Genomic DNA, 17338 nt, shown 5'->3' with positions numbered 1-17338 from the left:
CTTTTTAATATATAATTTTAAAATCAAAACTATATACTTTTAAAGATAAAAATATATAATAAATGTAGAAACGAAAATTTATGAGCAAGGAAGTTGAAGAACATGACATTAACAATGGGCTTTATTGGATTTGGAAAATCAGCTAACCGTTATCACCTACCTTATCTGAAGACACGTAAAAATATAAAAGTAAAAACGATTTTTGTGCGTCAAATAAATGAAGAATTAGCGGCTCCATATGAGGAAAAAGGTGTTTACTTCACTACTGATTTGGACGAATTGTTGAATGACAATGAAATTCAAGTAGTGACGATTTGTACGCCAGCACATACGCATTATGAATTAGCAAAAAAAGTTATACTAGCCGGAAAATCAGTTATCGTTGAAAAACCATTTTGCGATACAGTAGAACATGCGAAAGAATTATTAGCTTTAGGACGAGAGAAAGGTGTAGTCGTTATGCCTTATCAAAATCGCCGTTTTGATGGTGATTTTTTAGCTGTGAAGCAAGTAGTTGAACAAGGATTCCTTGGTGATATTATTGAGATTGAATCGCATATTGATTATTTCCGTCCTGGTTCAATCACTCATGAAGCTCCAAAAGAAGAAGGTTCATTTTACAGTTTAGGTATTCATACGATGGACCGCATGATTTCACTATTCGGCCGTCCAGATACGGTGACATACGATATTCGTAATAATGAAATGGAAGGTGCGGTTGATAACTATTTCGATGTTGGTCTACATTACGGAAATCAGTTGAAGATTAAGCTGAAAACGAACCATGTCGTAGCAAAAGATTATCCACGCTTTATCGTTCATGGAACAAATGGATCATTTATTAAATACGGTGAAGATCAGCAGGAAAATGATTTGAAAGCGGGTATTATGCCTGAGAGTGCAGGATTTGGTGAAGATTCACCGATGTACTATGGAGTTGCTAAGTATCGTAATGCAAATGGTGACTGGATTGAAAAACAAATTAAAACGCCGCTTGGTGATTACGGTCGTTTCTATGATGCAGCTTATGACACAATTGTAAATGGTGCACCAAAACTTGTGAAAGATGAAGAAGCGGTAACGAATATTGAAATCTTAGAAAATGGATTTGCTGCCCCATCACCTTCAGTCTACAAACTTGAGGCTTTACATTTGAATGAATAGAAGCGAGTATGCAGTATAAAGGAGGTATGGAAATGGCAAGCGGATCAACACAAGTAAAATACCTCGGCATTTATCAAAAGATTAAACAGCAAATTTTAGACGGTGAATATAAAATCAATGAAAAAATTCCGAGTAGCCCCGTCCTTGCTGAAGAATTTGATGTTTCAGCACTTACTATTAAAAAAGCGCTGGATCTGTTAGTAAGAGACGGCTACATCATCCGCCGGCGCGGAAGTGGAACAGTGGTGCAAGATTGGCGTCAGCAGGAAAAGGCACGAATGATTCAAACTTTAACAGGTACGAAAGCTGTTTACGGCAGTGAGGTAGAAAGTAAAATTATAGAGTTTGCGATTGTTGGTGCTGATGAAGTAGTTGCTGAGAAATTGGGAGTTTCAATCGGTGATTTCGTCTATAAAATCATTCGCCTCCGCATCATTCACAGCATTCCGACGATTATGGAGCATACATGGATGCCAATCTCGGTTATCCCAGGTGTTGAGGCTTCTGTTTTAGAGGAGTCGATATACTCACATATTCAAAATAAACTTGGTTTTGAAGTAGGGACATCTGTTGTCAGAGTTAAAGGAATTCGCCCAGATGATAGGGAAAAGCAGTTTATGAATTTAACAAATCAGGATTTCCTCATGCGAGTTGAACAAGTAGCTTACTTAACGGATGGACGAACTTTTGAATATTCTTATGCAGATCATCTACCGGAAACCTTTGAGTTTGAAACAGTCATTACGGCAAAAAAGTTATAAAGAGTCATAAAAAACAGGTTGAGGTAAATATTGTCTCAATCTGTTGTATGTCTTCAATATAATTTACACGTACAGTTATTATTCATCGGCTGTAATCAGCATGGATGTGTTCCCGTTTTTTTCAAGATGATTTTCTCCCCAAGCACAAAGTGAATCGAGTATAGTTCCTAAAGACGAACCGTAATCCGTTAAAGAGTACTCTACTTTCGGTGGTACTTGGTCATATACTTTCCTTTGGATTACACCATCTTCTTCTAGTTCCCGTAATTGTTGTGTTAACATTTTTTGCGTAATACCAGGCATTAATCGTTTTAATTCACTCGTTCTTTTTGTTCCTTTTTTTAAATGACAAAGGATAACAACTTTCCACTTTCCGCCAATAACTTCTAAAGTCGCCTCTACAGGAATATTGTATGTTTTCATAAAAAAACCTCCTTTGATGAGTTTAGATTTCCGTTTTGGGGTTACATATGTTTTCGTGCCAAAATTATTACTTTTTAGTGCCTATAACACTTTAAAGTGCGTACTTTTTATTATGTTAAATATATTTCATAATAGCACATGTAAACAAGAAATGAATAAAATGTACTTTAAAGTACATTGGGAATTGGTTAGCGTAACACTATGGGGACATTCATATAAAAAAATGATTTGTTACGTTCAATAGAATGTATCCAAGACTTAACATTTGATTAATAGAACTGTAAAGTTTAAAATTACAGTATAGTTTTTAGAAGTGAGTTGTTATCGTCTGTAAAATGTAGATAAATGAAATATTCCCGAAAAAATAATATTATGTGTATTTGATTCTAAACTGTAATTTTTTTTAATACATTTCAATAACCGATATTTAAAATGTACGTTTGATAACATTAAAGGAGTGAGTTAAATATGGTAATTCTATATACAACAGCAAGCTGTGGTTCATGCCGAAAAGCGAAAGCATGGCTTGAAGAGCATCAAATTGATTATATTGAAAAAAACATCGTATCAAATTCTATGACAGTTGATGAGCTTAAATCAATTCTTCGTTTAACTGAAGAGGGGGCTACTGAAATTATTTCAACTAGATCCAAAACTTTTCAGGACTTAAATATAAATATTGAGGAGCTCTCGCTTAATGAATTTTATACATTAATAATTGAGCATCCACTAATGTTACGTCGCCCGATTATGCTGGACGAAAAAAGATTGCAGATTGGTTTTAATGAGGAAGAAATCCGCAAATTTTTACCACGTAGCGTCCGAACATTTTTAAGCATTGAATTACAAAAGTTGGCTAATTAAAAAATAATATTTCTTACGGAAAATTTTCTTGAAAGGAGGAAGCAGAAGATGATTGAAGTATGTGTTACAGTTAATTATAATGATAGAAATTATCAAACAAATGTTATTGTGAGTAAAGATACGATTTGGACAAAAATTAAACAACTGGCAGAAGAACAAGTGAAGAAACAGTGGAGTGTTTAATTTTATTTTCAACTTAAAAAGCTAAATGAAGTTATCGGATATAGGTGAGACCGGATAGAATATAAAGGAATTAATTTTTTTATGGTAAGAAGTATTCTATATGTTTTAACGTTCTAACCAATCTGTAATATTTATGGCTACAGTATGTTAATATATGAGAAACAATATTTTTAATCGTAGGAGGAAAATCATGAACAGCGACTTTACCTTGGCCATTCACAGTTTAACTTATTTAGCTTTACAGCCAGACCGGATGTCAACAAGTAATGCTATTTCAGAAAGTGCAGGTGTACATCCAGTACGTATTCGTAAAGTGCTAAGTTTGTTAAAAAAACATAAATTTATACAATCAAAAGAGGGAACTGGTGGAGGTTTTATTTTTGCTCGCGATTTAGATGAAATTAATCTTTGGCATATTTATCAGATAACCTCTGAAGGTGCTTTGCAGCCGAAGTGTCCGGAATCAAACAATCAGTGTGTTGTAGGTTCGAACATGCGAAAAGTTCTTTTCGCTATTTTCTTAGGTGCTGAAGAACATCTAGGTGAATACTTAAAGAATTATACAATGAAAGAAGTTGTTGACCTTATCAATCAAGAGCGTTAAGCGGCTTAATTATTATATAGCCGTGAGTTCTTAACACTTAAATGTAATGAAAAATATTACAGTATGATTTGTTTTTATATCTTTTTTATCGTCACAAAAAATATTTATAGGAAGGTGAAACGGTATGATGTCAAATAATAATCATGTTTTAAAAGTAGGAGATTGGGTTCGTGGAATATCAAATGAAGGTGAATTAATAGTTGGTTATATTGTATCACTTGATGATGTAGAGGATATAGTTACAGTTAGTATTGTGAAACGTGACGGCCAGTACACAATAAACGAAGCGATTTTACTCTTTAGTAAACACGTTAACAAACTCCCTGAATCAAAGGTAATAAATAAGGAACAAATCCTTTATCTTATAGATCTTGCATTATTAACAGGGGATGAAGAATGGTTTATCGAGCTTTCTTCAAAATTAAACTCGATAAACGAGCTAGTTAATGGGGGAGTTTAATTTTTTAGCCTATGCCCTAATCAATAATATCCTCTCTTTTGTTGCATCTTAATAAAAGAGAGGATTGATGTTATGAAAATAAGATTAACAATGGTTAGCGTCATATGTCTGTTTAGTTTTTTATTACCCTGCATTTCTGCTCAAGCAATTGTAAAAAAGGAAAATGATATAAACAGAAATTTTAGCATAGATTTAACCGGTTATGAACTTTATTCGTTTGGTGACTTTAACCAATTAGATTATAAGATAACGCCACTTACTCAGTTGTTTTTAGGGATAGTGCAAACAGAAGGTGAGTGGATTAATGAGCCACGATTATATACTAAGGGAAATAAAGGTTATTTTCATCTTTTGAAAGCGGACGGTACGAATGTTCTTTATACCGTTGAAAAGAGCGGGGATTTTTGGAGGATTATAGATGTAAAAAGAAAGAAAATCAACAGAATACCTGTACCAAAAAAACTTTTAAAAGAAGTAGTAATTGAGCTCTTATTGGAGCCGATAAGCAAAGAGGTTGAAAACTATTATAAGGAACCAAAACTTTGGTATCGAGGTTCTGAAAAAATACTTGAAATAAAAAAAGATACAACAAACTATACTTTTTATGTAACTGTTCAAATTCAAACTTTTGAGGGTGCACACAATCCGCCTTATGGAGAGGACACAATTACTTTTCGCATAAAAGGAAATGATCTAAAAACGATTCATTACAAACATAGAGATATCTCTGAAGAAGAGTCGAACAAACTAGAATTAAGATGACATTGAAGTGATTTGTTTGTGAATCCTTGATAACGATAATTATGTAAATGAGCTGTCCATATGGGGCAGTTTTTTTGTTTTTTGCTCAGTGTATTTTTTTAAAAAAGTGTATATGAATTCAATATTGATAATATATATCCTAAAAATTGGTTTTTGTATTTTGTGAATCTTTTCTTTTTGCCTACATTAATTATTTATTAGAATATCTTTTATGTTTAAAATAAATTTTTTTGATAAAAGGGGATATAAGTATTTTTAGAATGAGTCACCTAGAAAGACAATGTATAATTGTATATTTTTACTAACTAATTCAGCTTTACGCGATAAAAACAATGGCTACATGCTAACTGTAAAATATTATCCATATAAAATTATTCCGCTTTAATATTTCTGAAAATATAAAAATATTAATTTTATAAATATACACGTTATAATGAGGGCGTCGAGAGAAATTTTATTATCTCTGGAGAAAATATAAAAAATGCGATTCTTAGTAAGAAAGGTGTGTGATTAGAGGCGAAATGTATGTAATGTGCTTCAGTGGCTTGTGTAAGCAATATCATCAGTGCTACCGAAGTTATGAAAGTAATGTATAGAATTGAGAAAGAAATGCCTCGCAAATGAAGAGAGGCCGGTTTAGCTAAAATTACTGTTAAAAGTAAAAAAGAGAAACCATTAAAGTAATACACTGTTATTAGAAATGTTGCAACGTATTTATGAAGTCTATTCTATATTGTTCTCTTAAGGGGTCTTTATATAAAGAGCGGATACTTTGAGTAAACTTTTTTGTGAACGCTAACAATTATATTAGGACGCTAACTAGCGAATGTTTCAATTTGGATTCATTATGATGAAGGACATACAATGTGGGGCAACTTGTAAGGAATTCATTTTCCGAAAAGGGAATATTTGTTAGATGCAAAGAGAGATGTAGGAATAGATACAAGGGGGAGTTATTATATGAACGGGAATACTGCAAAGAAAATAGAAGTTCAAGCTGAAAATACCGCACTAAAAAATGAGCAATATGCAGATCCGAAAAAGTGGCATAAGCAGGATACTACATGGGCACTCAGTCTATTTGGAACTGCAATTGGAGCAGGGGTGCTCTTTTTACCGATTAATGCAGGTTCAGGTGGTTTATTATCTTTACTACTAATTACATTACTTGCATATCCAGTTATGTACTACTCACATAGGGCGCTTGCTAAAATGATATACGCTTCTAATTCTGCTGATGAGGGGATCACAGGTACAATTAGAGAGTATTTCGGAAATAAAGCGAGTATCATTTTTAACATCGTATATTTCGGTTCAATTTATACAATCGTACTAATGTATTCGGTTGCGCTTACAAATACTGCAAGTAGTTTTATCGTGCATCAATTGCACATGCCAGAGCCTCCAAGGGCTATTTTATCACTTGTATTAGTTCTTGGTCTTATCGCTATACTGAATTTTGGTCAAGATATTACTGTAAAGATCATGAGTATGCTAGTGTATCCTTTCATAGTTTCTCTACTTTTTATCGCAATATCTTTAATTCCACAGTGGAATACGTCAATGCTTAGTTTTTCAGCTGTTTCAACTGCTTCAACAGGAACAGGCTATTTTGGGACGATATTGATGATTCTACCAATCATCGTATTCTCATTTAATCATTCACCTATGATTTCATCATTTGTTGTGAAACAGAGAGCTACGTATGGAATCGAAGCCACTGATGCTAAATGTGCGCAAATACAAAAGGTTTGTTATATCATGACATTCGCTGTTGTTATGTTCTTCGTTTGGAGTAGCGCATTGAGCTTGACTCCAGATGATATAAAAATGGCAAAAGAACAAAACTTATCAATCCTTTCATATCTTGCTAATGAGCTTAATTCGCCTGTAATCACTATTGCAGCTCCAATTATTGCTTTTGTGGCTATTACAAAGTCTTTCCTTGGCCATTATATAGGAGCATTCGAAGTAATGCGTGACATGATTATTAAGTTCGGTAAATCACGTGGAAAAGATATTGAAGAAAAAACAATTAAGACAATAATCCTTACTTTTGTTGTATTATCATGCTGGTTTGTTGCTTATACAAATCCAAGTATTCTTGGACTTATTGATTCTCTAAGCGGTCCTTTAGTTGCTGCTATCTTATGTCTATTACCGATGTATGCGATTCAAAAAGTACCAGTACTAGCTAAATACAAAGGGAAAATGAGTAACGTATTTGTTATTATTGTAGGTGTACTTACAGTTTTAGCAAGTATTAAGTCATTATTCTAATTCACTACTGTTGGTTTTAGTATCAAAATAGTTGGATCTGAGAAAATAAGGAGCAAGTTTTGAATAGTTTTTTTCAAAACTTGCTCTTAAAATATTCTAAGGAATTAATTTTACAAATAAGTTTATTCATATTAGTCATCTAGCGTTTTGGTCATATACTCATCCAATATTATCAAGACCTAAAACGAAAAATTTTAAATATCAAGCGCCTAACGTATTATATATCCCTAATATGTTAGGCGTTTTTATTTTGGATAATAAATTTTGAACTTAAATTTGAATAGTATATTTCTCTATTTGATGCTTATTTAATATTGTAAAATTTGTATTGAAAATTCGAGGTTTTAAAAGTATCATATACATATTCAAACATTTGAAGATGTATATGATACTTTTGAAATTGAGGAAAAGTAACGGAGGGATTTCAATGGGAAACGAAATGCAACAATTTAAAGCAGATTTCTTTAAAGCCTTAGCACACCCTTTGCGAATAGGTATCTTAGAATTATTGTCAGAAGGTGAAAAAAGCGTAAACGAAATTCAAGATATTCTAAATAAGGAAGGTTCAGCTATTTCTCAGCAATTAAGTGTACTACGTTCAAAAAACATTGTTGTTGGTAGAAAAGATGGAAAAAGAGTTTTATATTCTTTACGAGACCCTATTATTGTGGATTTATTGGTGGTTGCACGGAAGATTTTTAACAACCATTTAATCGATACGATTTCAATGTTAGAAGAGCTAGATGGAGCAGAAAGTGAAATGATGGCTAAGGAGGGATAGGTTGAGTATTGAGGTTAAGAAAGAAGATATCATCCAACATGGAATTGAAACATTTCGCTCATTAGGAGCTCATTACGTTTGTGAAGTTTGTATAAAAAGTGGAAATTCTTGTTGTTTTTCATGCCAACATTTACAAGATGGAGTTGGATGTCGAAAAAGAAATACTGCTTGTACAGCTTGGTTATGTGGAATTCAAGGTTTTTTATTTGATCAAATAGGATTACTGGATGAATGGAATCGTTTTTGGAGTGAAATTCCAGGACAAATGTTTCGTAGAGATATTACTCCAGATAAGGTAAGGATTAGATCGTTTATTGATACAAAGAAGCTAGATAGTCGAGCCGGAGAACGTTTAGCAGAAAGATTGAAATCCTATGTACAACAAGGTGGAGATATAGGTGAATTGGAGTGTCATTTAAGTAAAACATATAGTAAATATTAGGGTGTTTTTTATTTTTGTGAAAAGGACAATTTTCTGTATAAGGGACCGAGAAATACATTTGTAATCCAGATCTATTAAAAATAGAAAAGAAGGGTTTGTAATGAGAAAGTTATTTACAGGAAGGTTTGAAGGATATTCATTAGCACATTTTCAAAAGGATCTTCTTTCAGGAATGATTGTTGGAGTTGTTGCGATTCCACTTGCTATGTCTTTTGCTATAGCCTCTGGTGTTAAGCCAGAGTATGGGATTTATACAACCTGTATTGCTGGAATACTCATTTCACTGTTTGGTGGTTCGAAGTATCAAATTGGAGGACCTACAGGTGCTTTTGTTCCGATTCTTTTAGGAGTTGTAATTACCTATGGATACGAAAATTTACTACTCGCGGGTTTGTTAGCTGGAATTATTTTATGTCTTATGGGAATCTTCAAACTAGGCTCTTTAATTAAGTTTATTCCACGTCCTGTAACAATTGGTTTTACTTCAGGTATTGCTGTTATTATCTTTACGGGACAAATTGCTAGTTTTTTAGGTTTAACAGGTATAAAAAAGCATGAGGAATTTCTAGCAAATTTGAAGGAACTCTTCACTCATATCAGTACTACCAATTTTTATAGTGTTATAACTGCTTTGATTTGCTTTTTTGTTATACTCATAACACCAAAGATTTTACCAAAAGTACCTGGTTCATTAGTAGGTGTTGTTATTTCAACTGTAATTGCAACTGTATTTTTCTCAGGTCATGTACCTACTATTGGTACAGCATATGGCACGATTCCAAATACACTTCCTCAGTTTGATATACCAGAAATCACATTAGAACGTATAAAACAGTTAATTGGTCCTGCATTTGTTATTGCGATGCTCGGTGGAATTGAGTCGCTTTTATCCGCTGTCGTGGCAGATGGTATGACAAATAGTAAACACAACAGTAACAAAGAGCTTGTCGGTCAGGGGATTGCAAATATTGTTACCCCGTTATTTGGCGGAATTCCAGCGACTGGAGCAATTGCTCGTACAGCGACTAATATTAAGAGTGGGGCTGTATCTCCGATGTCGGGTATTATTCATGGGGGATTTGTGTTATTGACACTTTTACTGTTAGCTCCATATGCTTCACATATTCCTCTTGCTAGTATGGCTCCCATTTTAATGGTGGTAGCTTGGAATATGAGCGAACAAAAACATTTTTATCACATACTCAAAATGAAGACAGGAGATTCCCTTGTATTACTAGTAACATTTTTACTTACTGTATTTACTAGTTTAACAACAGCTGTGGAGATCGGTCTTATTTTAGCTGTTATTTTGTTTACAAAACGTATGAGTAATATGCTTGTTATATCTAAAGTGCTTCCTGATCATACAAAAAAGAATGAAAAATTGTTATCGCATGTGGTAAATAAAGCTCATGATTGTCCACAAATTAGTATTTATACAATAGAAGGCCCATTATTCTTTGGGGCTGCTCAAACATTTGAACAAAATATTTTAGCGACTATTCATTATAAACCTAAAGTTTTAATTTTACGTATGGGAAAAGTTCCTTTTATTGATACCACAGGAGAGTCTTACTTTAGGAATATTGTTCAGCACTTCAAAAAACAAGGTGGCGTACTTCTTATTTCTGGAATTCAATCAGAGCTAAAAGCCAATCTAGATAAGAATGGATTGTACGCTGAGATTGGGAAAGAAAACTTTTTTGATCATACCGGGGAAGCAATTAATTGTGCTTTAGGACATCTGAATACAAAAAAATGTATAGGGTGTAAGCATTTTGCTTTTCATGAGTGTACAGGGCTTTCTAAGCAATCGCAGGAAATCAATACAATAAAGAATAAAGTAAATGCATTAGATTTTTAAAAATTTCACTTCACATACAAAGTTTGTTTGATTTAATCTACTTTTTCATCATTTTATTAAAAAATAGAGAAGAAGAAAGTTTGCTTTGGAGAATGTGGAGAAGATTTTTTACAAGGTGTGAACAAGTAGTTTTTTTTATACATTCAACAAATAAGTATCAAACAGTAAGAAGAGAATATTTTCCGTATATTTAAACGGAAAAGGGAAATTAAAAATAATATTTATTTAATAGAATACACGAAAACGAGTGGAGGAAATAAAAATATGTCTAATTTACCAAATTGTCCAAAATGTAATTCAGAATACACTTACGAAGATGGGAATCTTTTTGTTTGTCCAGAATGTGCTCATGAGTGGACTTTAGAATTAGAAGCTGAAAATAGTGAAGATACAAAGGTAATTAAAGATGCAAATGGAAATATTTTAAACGATGGTGATTCTGTAACAGTAATTAAAGATCTTAAAGTAAAAGGAACTTCATCAGTTGTAAAAATTGGTACAAAAGTAAAGAGTATCCGATTAGTTGATGGAGATCATGATATTGATTGTAAAATTGATGGTTTTGGAGCTATGAAATTAAAATCTGAATTTGTTAAAAAAGTATAAATACAATTTTGTTACATCAAAATTAGTTTGAAGTTAATGAATATACACTGTTTTTCAGCTGTACCCCGTGCCCAACAACTTAAGAATTTCGAATTACCTTGAAATGATAAAATGAACTTTTGGTTATGATTCAGCAGATTTTTTTGGGGAGTACCATGAAATTTTAGCTTGCTAGCAATATAGTACAGCCGAAATATTTGAAATAGCTATAAGACTATTCTTTCGATGGTATGATGAAAGATGTGGAAAAGGAATAGGTGTCAATCAGACCTCAATATTAATCTTGACCATTAGCAACAAAAACCACCTCTCATAAAGGTGGTTTTTCAGTATTAATATATTTTAATTAGTCACGTCTAAATGGCCCTTTTGGAGCAATTAGCTCTAAATTAGTACCATCTGGATTACGGAAGTAGGCAACTCCTGTACCAAATCCAGATTTCAAGCCGTTTTCTTGAAAGATAATTGGTTCTCCATATGGGTGCTATCTTATGCCCATCAGGCTAACAAAATGGATTGCCTCTGAAAAAAAATGATTTTTATTACTATAAAAAACGTAAAGTATCTGTTTTTAGAAAAAATTAATTTTTATAAATTGATGGAGATATAACTCAATTCTTTTATATATTTAGTTAAATATGATTGTCAGAATGAACTTAAAGTAATTATGATTTCTAGAAATGCGAACTGATGTTTTGAATTGGTTTAAAGTTGCTGGAACAAAATAAAACCAATTGAGCAAAAAAACTTGCAAAAATAAAAAGAGAGATGTATATTAATTGACGTATCATTAATTGATATATCAATTAATATTTTGACAAGAAAGAAAAGGAACGTTTCATGAAGGGAATGTTCGTAAATATCAGTGGAGAAGAACGCAAAATACTTATTCATGTTCTATTACAGATGCAAAAAAATGTAGAGAATATTAAAGAATAGAGAGTGTAGGGAGCAGAATAGTGTGGAAATAATCGTAGCTATTTTAGTCGGGATCGTAGCATTAGAACATTTGTTTATCATGATCCTTGAAATGTTTTTTATTGATTCAAAAGTAGCGAAACGTGCTTTCAAATTACCGAAGCATTTAGAAGGAGATCGAAACGTAGCCATTATGTTTGCAAACCAAGGTTTATATAATGGATTTTTAGCGGCTGGTCTCATTTGGGGACTTGTACTTGGGCTCAATCCAATTGGTTATATGATCCAATTATTTTTCGTGATTTGTGTGGTGATAGCAGCTATTTTCGGAGGTTTCACATCTAATAAATCAATTATTGTGAAACAAGGACTTCCGGCTGTTTTAGCACTGATTGCCCTTTTATGTATGATATAGAATCAAAGTTTCTCAATAAAAGAACTCATTTTTGAAAAATACGCTATTCTTTCTGTAGAATTATAGGAAAGGATGGCGTTTTTGTATGCCTATTTCTATAAGTAGTGAATTATAACTATTTCCTCAAGGGACTCAACTGCTTTTCAGCTTTTGGATATATTTTCATCCATCTTTGTTTCCTCCTATTGTTGGATAGTGTAATAATTGATAAAAATTTTGATGAAATTGAATTATAACGACTGATCAAAAAAGTTAGTGATTAAAAATATTATTCTTTAGTACATACATTTTTAAGATGTTAAATATATTTCATAATAGTCTCTGTAAGATAGGGATAAGTAGAATAGTACTTTAAAGTACCTATAGCACTTTAAAGTGCGTACTTTTTATAACTTTGAATATCATTCATAATAGCACCAGTAAGAAGAAAACAAGCTTTACGGTACTAGTTACCAACGATGTTACAGCAGTTTATTTGGAATCAGATTGATTGAAAGGTTGTACTATATGGCCTAATAATTTCGAAAAAATGTCGGTGTGGCATAAAACAATTATGGAGGTTAAAGATATGAGTACTTCAAATTTGAATGAAATAAGTAAACAAATTGTAAAAGAGGAGGAAACACTTCAATTTTCCTCTTTTACAAATGAAGATGCCTTGCAACTAGGTTTATTTATCGTTGAAACAGCAAAGCGAGAGGGAAAATTGATTGCTGTTGATATAACGAAAAATGGTGTGCAATTATTTCATTTCAAGATGACAGGGACAAATGCGGAAAATACGAAATGGATTGAGCGTAAAAAACGAGTCGTTTCCCTGCATGATCGTAGCTCGTATTATATGCAGATACAAAGTGAAATAACTGGAATTTCATATAATGAAAAATATCTTTTAGATACTTCGGAATATGCTGCGTTTGGTGGATGCTTTCCTATCAGAATAAAAAACGTAGGGGTTATTGGAATGATAACAGTTTCAGGATTACCACCAGAAGAAGATCACGAATTGGTAGTAAGAGCAGTTAAACATCAGTTGAACCAATAGTTGTAACTAGTGAATAGATAATTAATTTTAGGGGGCAATACTATGCCATTAATTGAGCTAAATACTTGGCCAACCATGTCAACAGAAGAAAAGAAGGAATTCATTTATAATGTAACGGAACTTACAATAAAACTATTAAAAATTGTCCCTGACAAAATTCAAGTGTTGATAACGGAACTTGAGAAAGAAAACTGGGGGAAAGCTGGGGCTGTAGCAAGTGATGCTACCTTTGCTGAGAAAAGTAGGGTGTCCAATTGGGAGACAAAAGAGTCTTACGATACACCAGGTCGTAACGTTGATGGAATGGCTATTATTAAGATTGATATATGGAATACATTTGATCAAGAGACAAAGGATAAGTGGGTAAACGAACTTACACAAGTAACATTTAAATATACTCATGCACCTTTGGATAAAGTACTAATTCTTATTCGCGAAATGATTCCAGGGAACTGGGGACAAAGTGGTGTAACAGGAGCTAATGCAGATTTCCTTTCCAGAAGTCGTACATTTTAATCGTTAAATAAAAAAGGCAAAAATGAACACATTTCTGTTCGTTTTTGCCTTTTTATTATTTGTCTGTGGTAATGAACATGATCCTTTATATGTTTAAGTAATGTCCTCTAAAGTTGCCTCTACGGGAAAAGTGTATTTTTTCATTGATTTCTATTCAATAAAATGTTTCTGTTTATATTATGACTTTTAAATTACTTTAGGCGAGCTAAAGAACTGATTAACAGTATTAAAGTTTGACATAAAATAATGCATTCTATATTATGTATGCTATAGCATATAAATTGCGGTTTATTTGGAGGTGGCATATGGACTTATATGAGTTAACAGGACATCTTGTTCATCATACGGATGTGAAGTTAACAAATTATATAATGTAAGTTTTTAATCACATATAGCATATAAAATTTACCTTTTATATGCTATAGCGCATAAATGTCACCTCTTAACTTGTAATGGTAAAGATTCAAATAATACCAGATATATTATGAAACGAGGAGATTTTAGTTATGGAAAAATTCATATTAGCGTTTGATAGAGAACTTGTAATTGCAGAAAAAAAAGACTCAACATGGAGCGTCCAATCGCAGTTTGTAGGTGCGAATCCAGTTGCGTTAGCTTCAGATCCATACGATCCAGAAAGAATGTATTGTGGTACTTTTGATAGGGGATTATGGAGAAGTAAAGATGGAGGAAGTTCATGGGAAGCAATTGGTGCGTTACCTTCATTTGGTGAAGTGTTCCCAGCTAATGCTATTCATATGAGAGCTATTACAGCAGTTTCTGTATCTCCAGCGAAGGGGGATGACGGTAACGGGATTGTATATGTAGGAACTGAACCGAGTGCAATGTTCGTATCCAAAAATGGAGGAGACAGTTTTGAGCTGCTAACAGATTATCGACAAATGCCATCATATTCATCATGGTTCTTTCCTCAACGAACATATACACACCATGTAAAACATATTGAAATTGATGCTAATAATCCAGAAACTATTTATACGACTATTGAGGTAGGCGGATTAATTAAAAGTGTAGATGGAGGTAAGACATGGACTGAGGAAAAAGAGGGGAACTATCCTCAAGATATTCACATTCTTAAATCACATCGCAATGCCCCAAATCGTTTATACGGGGTGTTAGGTGATTCATTCTTGAAAGAACCAGGTCAAGAGTATGCGGAGAGTAATGATGGAGGTAAGACTTGGAACTATATGTGTAGTGGGCTAAAGCATCATTACGCATATCAAATGGCAGTGAACCCAAATGATCCAGAAAATATTATCATCGCGACATCTTCAAATCCACACGTAGCGCATGATTACAATAATGGAAATTGTGAATCATTTATTTATAAGAAAGAAAAAGATCAGCCTTGGGCAGAAATGAATGCAGGTTTACCAACTCCTAAAGGGGCAATCATACCAGTATTAAAGGCAACAAGTGATGGAACGTTTTATCTGTTTAGCAATAAAGGAGTGTATCAGTCAGTAGACGGTGGTTCAAATTGGACATCATTAGAGATTCCTTGGGAGAATAGATTTATGGAACAACATCCTTATGAGATGTTAATTATTAAATAAGTGACGGGTATAGTTTTTACTACTATTCATTGGTAATGTTTAGTTGAATGTAAATTAAAAATGTAAAAAGCCAGGTAATGTGTTATTCATACTACCTGGCTTTTTTGACCAGCAATTTAAGGTTATTTTCATATTTGTGTAAATATGAAACAAGCAGGATACATGAATAGAGAATGGGTAAAATAATACCGAATGATCACTAGATTGTATCAATGATGCTATAAGAGTTTTTTTAGGTAAACTGAAGCAAGAAGCAGTGGTTTAGATTCAGAATGACTAGCAATTGGTGTTATGGTGTTCGATGGTTCAAAAATGAACTCATTTCAACTCATATTCTCTTCGCAATGTATCATTTTGAAGAATATTAAAACTTAGGAGGAAATGAATTATGACAAAAGATTTCTATACTGCACTGAAAGAAAGACGTACTTACTATGGAATTAACAAAGAGGTACAAGTATCGGATGAAAAAATTAAAGAAATTGTGGAGTTTGCTGTGAAATATACTCCATCAGCTTTCAATTCTCAAACTGCGCGATTAGTTGTATTATTTGGTGAAGCTCATGATAAATTATGGGATATTACAACTGAAACATTAAGAAAAGTAGTTGGAGATGGAGATTTCTCAGGAACGCAACAAAAAATGGATTCTTTTAAAGCTGGTTATGGAACAGTACTATTCTTTGAAGATGAGGCTATCGTTAAATCGCTTCAAGAAAAATTTGCTGCATATGCTGAAAACTTCCCAATTTGGTCACACCAAGCATCAGGTATGCACCAATTAGTCGTGTGGACAGGTTTAGAAGCAGAGGGATTAGGGGCATCTTTACAACATTATAATCCATTAATTGATGATGAAGTAAAAACAGAATGGAATGTTCCTGCTAATTGGAAACTGATTGCGCAAATGCCATTTGGTAATCCAACGGCTGCACCAGGAGAAAAAGAATTCCAACCACTTGAAGAGCGTGTGAAGTTTCATAAGTAATATTCAAATGCAATAAAATGGAAATTTAATCAGTGGTGGTCTTACTGTCCGCAAATAGCGGGATAAGATAACTGTATTGCGAAAATAAAACTGTTTAGTTACAAAAATTCTATTTATTATTTCTGTTAATCGAGTATGTATTAATAAAAGTTGTTAAAATCACTATTTTAATCTTTAAAGGAACAAGGTGATCGGTTTGATCATCTTGTTTCATTTCTTAAATTTAATTTTATTCATTAAAAAACGCTAGCTTTTCATAAATGCTTGAAAAACTAGCGTTTTAATAATAGGTATCTGTAATTTGATTACTTAAAACTATATACGAAAAAGCTTTTATGTTATTCCTCAAGTTCTATCCATTCCTGTGACCATTCTTCTATTCCGCGAATAATAGCTTCTAAAGCAAATCCTTTTTGAGTTAAAGAATATTCTATACGAACTGGTGTCTCAGGAAAGACTTTACGTTCGACAATTCCTTCTAGTTCTAATTCCTTCAATCTTTCTGAAAGTAATCTTCCGCTAACAGGAAGAGAAGATTCAAGTGTACAAAAGCGCTGAGATCCAGAGAAAAGTTGATAAATAATCAGTGCTGTCCATCGTTGACTAAAAAATTTCATTCCTTTTTCAAAGCGAGGGCATAATGTAGAATCATTCATTTTCCTTCACCTCCTAAAATAAATTA

19 protein-coding genes and 1 pseudogene are annotated in these 17338 nt (G+C 32.9%); 17 read left to right on the top strand and 3 right to left on the bottom strand.

The features are described 5' to 3' along the window. Window positions 1-102 precede the first annotated feature (102 nt). Together AC241_RS16610 and AC241_RS16605 are read left to right on the top strand one after the other, a co-directional pair. Window positions 103-1164: an oxidoreductase gene (locus AC241_RS16610; protein WP_016080848.1), complete on the top strand. Its 1062-nt coding sequence runs from the start codon at window positions 103-105 to the stop codon at window positions 1162-1164. Between the two features lie 32 nt (window positions 1165-1196). After that, a complete protein-coding gene (locus AC241_RS16605; protein ID WP_016080849.1) occupies window positions 1197-1925 on the top strand; it encodes a GntR family transcriptional regulator in 729 nt (242 codons plus the stop codon). A 78-nt stretch (window positions 1926-2003) separates the two neighbouring features. On the opposite strand, the gene AC241_RS16600 is transcribed toward AC241_RS16605, so the two are convergent. Beyond that, window positions 2004-2348, bottom strand: coding sequence for a winged helix-turn-helix transcriptional regulator (locus AC241_RS16600; RefSeq protein ID WP_016080850.1), 345 nt, complete (start codon window positions 2346-2348; stop codon window positions 2004-2006). Window positions 2349-2816: 468 nt separating this feature from the next. On the opposite strand from AC241_RS16600, the gene spxA reads away from it, so the two are divergent. The 10 genes from spxA to AC241_RS16550 all read left to right on the top strand — a co-directional run bounded on the left by spxA (window position 2817) and on the right by AC241_RS16550 (window position 11194). Further along, the gene (gene spxA / locus AC241_RS16595) at window positions 2817-3212 is read left to right on the top strand and encodes a transcriptional regulator SpxA (RefSeq protein WP_016080851.1); all 396 of its coding nucleotides are present in this window, start codon (window positions 2817-2819) and stop codon (window positions 3210-3212) included. Window positions 3213-3260: 48 nt separating this feature from the next. Then, on the top strand, window positions 3261-3395 hold the full coding sequence (locus tag AC241_RS16590; protein WP_000573532.1) for a BA3454 family stress response protein: 135 nt from the start codon (window positions 3261-3263) through the stop codon (window positions 3393-3395). A gap of 190 nt (window positions 3396-3585) precedes the next feature. Further along, window positions 3586-3999: an Rrf2-family transcriptional regulator SaiR gene (gene saiR, locus AC241_RS16585; RefSeq protein ID WP_001083465.1), complete on the top strand. Its 414-nt coding sequence runs from the start codon at window positions 3586-3588 to the stop codon at window positions 3997-3999. Between the two features lie 124 nt (window positions 4000-4123). Continuing rightward, on the top strand, window positions 4124-4459 hold the full coding sequence (locus AC241_RS16580; RefSeq protein WP_000987464.1) for an IDEAL domain-containing protein: 336 nt from the start codon (window positions 4124-4126) through the stop codon (window positions 4457-4459). Window positions 4460-4531: 72 nt separating this feature from the next. Continuing rightward, the gene (locus AC241_RS16575; protein WP_043938896.1) at window positions 4532-5221 is read left to right on the top strand and encodes a DUF3888 domain-containing protein; all 690 of its coding nucleotides are present in this window, start codon (window positions 4532-4534) and stop codon (window positions 5219-5221) included. 960 nt (window positions 5222-6181) lie between these two features. Next, the gene (locus AC241_RS16570) at window positions 6182-7501 is read left to right on the top strand and encodes an aromatic amino acid transport family protein (protein WP_016080854.1); all 1320 of its coding nucleotides are present in this window, start codon (window positions 6182-6184) and stop codon (window positions 7499-7501) included. Window positions 7502-7928: 427 nt separating this feature from the next. Continuing rightward, the gene (locus AC241_RS16565) at window positions 7929-8282 is read left to right on the top strand and encodes an ArsR/SmtB family transcription factor (RefSeq protein WP_016080855.1); all 354 of its coding nucleotides are present in this window, start codon (window positions 7929-7931) and stop codon (window positions 8280-8282) included. A 1-nt stretch (window position 8283) separates the two neighbouring features. After that, entirely contained in the window at window positions 8284-8724 is a 441-nt protein-coding gene (locus AC241_RS16560) for a hypothetical protein (RefSeq protein WP_000021461.1), read from the top strand. A 100-nt stretch (window positions 8725-8824) separates the two neighbouring features. After that, the gene (locus AC241_RS16555) at window positions 8825-10588 is read left to right on the top strand and encodes a SulP family inorganic anion transporter (protein ID WP_050844331.1); all 1764 of its coding nucleotides are present in this window, start codon (window positions 8825-8827) and stop codon (window positions 10586-10588) included. Between the two features lie 264 nt (window positions 10589-10852). After that, a complete protein-coding gene (locus AC241_RS16550; protein WP_000067658.1) occupies window positions 10853-11194 on the top strand; it encodes a zinc ribbon domain-containing protein YjdM in 342 nt (113 codons plus the stop codon). Between the two features lie 346 nt (window positions 11195-11540). On the opposite strand, the pseudogene AC241_RS34355 reads toward AC241_RS16550, so the two are convergent. Beyond that, a pseudogene (locus AC241_RS34355) lies at window positions 11541-11675 on the bottom strand (VOC family protein); the annotation flags it as partial. A gap of 480 nt (window positions 11676-12155) precedes the next feature. Here AC241_RS34355 and AC241_RS16545 point away from each other — a divergent pair. The 5 genes from AC241_RS16545 (at window position 12156) to AC241_RS16525 (ending at window position 16656) form a co-directional block, all read left to right on the top strand. Further along, window positions 12156-12527, top strand: a complete 372-nt coding sequence (locus AC241_RS16545; protein WP_043938934.1) for a DUF1304 domain-containing protein — start codon at window positions 12156-12158, stop codon at window positions 12525-12527. A gap of 529 nt (window positions 12528-13056) precedes the next feature. After that, complete coding sequence (locus AC241_RS16540) at window positions 13057-13572, top strand: heme-degrading domain-containing protein (protein WP_155417067.1); 516 nt, start codon at window positions 13057-13059, stop codon at window positions 13570-13572. 42 nt (window positions 13573-13614) lie between these two features. After that, window positions 13615-14088 (top strand): tautomerase family protein, encoded by a 474-nt coding sequence (locus tag AC241_RS16535; protein ID WP_043938932.1) that lies wholly within the window; start codon window positions 13615-13617, stop codon window positions 14086-14088. Between the two features lie 506 nt (window positions 14089-14594). Continuing rightward, entirely contained in the window at window positions 14595-15668 is a 1074-nt protein-coding gene (locus AC241_RS16530) for a WD40/YVTN/BNR-like repeat-containing protein (RefSeq protein WP_043938930.1), read from the top strand. Between the two features lie 388 nt (window positions 15669-16056). Beyond that, window positions 16057-16656, top strand: coding sequence for a nitroreductase family protein (locus AC241_RS16525; RefSeq protein ID WP_000158940.1), 600 nt, complete (start codon window positions 16057-16059; stop codon window positions 16654-16656). A gap of 338 nt (window positions 16657-16994) precedes the next feature. Here AC241_RS16525 and AC241_RS16520 read toward each other — a convergent pair whose 3' ends face one another. Beyond that, entirely contained in the window at window positions 16995-17312 is a 318-nt protein-coding gene (locus tag AC241_RS16520) for a winged helix-turn-helix transcriptional regulator (RefSeq protein ID WP_001000104.1), read from the bottom strand. Window positions 17313-17338: the final 26 nt, after the last annotated feature.

The organism is Bacillus thuringiensis (assembly GCF_001182785.1).
GTDB classification, from domain to species: domain Bacteria; phylum Bacillota; class Bacilli; order Bacillales; family Bacillaceae_G; genus Bacillus_A; species Bacillus_A thuringiensis_S.
This window is presented reverse-complemented; position numbering and strand designations above follow the sequence as displayed.

What these genes read in the sequence shown, in the direction of transcription:
- AC241_RS16530 (WP_043938930.1), top strand. Translation starts at nt 14,595, where the DNA reads ATGGAAAAATTCATATTAGCGTTTGATAGAGAACTTGTAATTGCAGAA.
- AC241_RS16520 (WP_001000104.1), bottom strand. Translation starts at nt 17,312, where the DNA reads ATGAATGATTCTACATTATGCCCTCGCTTTGAAAAAGGAATGAAATTT.
- AC241_RS16600 (WP_016080850.1), bottom strand. Translation starts at nt 2,348, where the DNA reads ATGAAAACATACAATATTCCTGTAGAGGCGACTTTAGAAGTTATTGGC.
- AC241_RS16610 (WP_016080848.1), top strand. Translation starts at nt 103, where the DNA reads ATGACATTAACAATGGGCTTTATTGGATTTGGAAAATCAGCTAACCGT.
- AC241_RS16535 (WP_043938932.1), top strand. Translation starts at nt 13,615, where the DNA reads ATGCCATTAATTGAGCTAAATACTTGGCCAACCATGTCAACAGAAGAA.
- AC241_RS16555 (WP_050844331.1), top strand. Translation starts at nt 8,825, where the DNA reads ATGAGAAAGTTATTTACAGGAAGGTTTGAAGGATATTCATTAGCACAT.
- AC241_RS16550 (WP_000067658.1), top strand. Translation starts at nt 10,853, where the DNA reads ATGTCTAATTTACCAAATTGTCCAAAATGTAATTCAGAATACACTTAC.
- AC241_RS16575 (WP_043938896.1), top strand. Translation starts at nt 4,532, where the DNA reads ATGAAAATAAGATTAACAATGGTTAGCGTCATATGTCTGTTTAGTTTT.
- AC241_RS16605 (WP_016080849.1), top strand. Translation starts at nt 1,197, where the DNA reads ATGGCAAGCGGATCAACACAAGTAAAATACCTCGGCATTTATCAAAAG.
- saiR (WP_001083465.1), top strand. Translation starts at nt 3,586, where the DNA reads ATGAACAGCGACTTTACCTTGGCCATTCACAGTTTAACTTATTTAGCT.
- AC241_RS16570 (WP_016080854.1), top strand. Translation starts at nt 6,182, where the DNA reads ATGAACGGGAATACTGCAAAGAAAATAGAAGTTCAAGCTGAAAATACC.
- spxA (WP_016080851.1), top strand. Translation starts at nt 2,817, where the DNA reads ATGGTAATTCTATATACAACAGCAAGCTGTGGTTCATGCCGAAAAGCG.
- AC241_RS16590 (WP_000573532.1), top strand. Translation starts at nt 3,261, where the DNA reads ATGATTGAAGTATGTGTTACAGTTAATTATAATGATAGAAATTATCAA.
- AC241_RS16540 (WP_155417067.1), top strand. Translation starts at nt 13,057, where the DNA reads ATGTCGGTGTGGCATAAAACAATTATGGAGGTTAAAGATATGAGTACT.
- AC241_RS16565 (WP_016080855.1), top strand. Translation starts at nt 7,929, where the DNA reads ATGGGAAACGAAATGCAACAATTTAAAGCAGATTTCTTTAAAGCCTTA.
- AC241_RS16580 (WP_000987464.1), top strand. Translation starts at nt 4,124, where the DNA reads ATGATGTCAAATAATAATCATGTTTTAAAAGTAGGAGATTGGGTTCGT.
- AC241_RS16525 (WP_000158940.1), top strand. Translation starts at nt 16,057, where the DNA reads ATGACAAAAGATTTCTATACTGCACTGAAAGAAAGACGTACTTACTAT.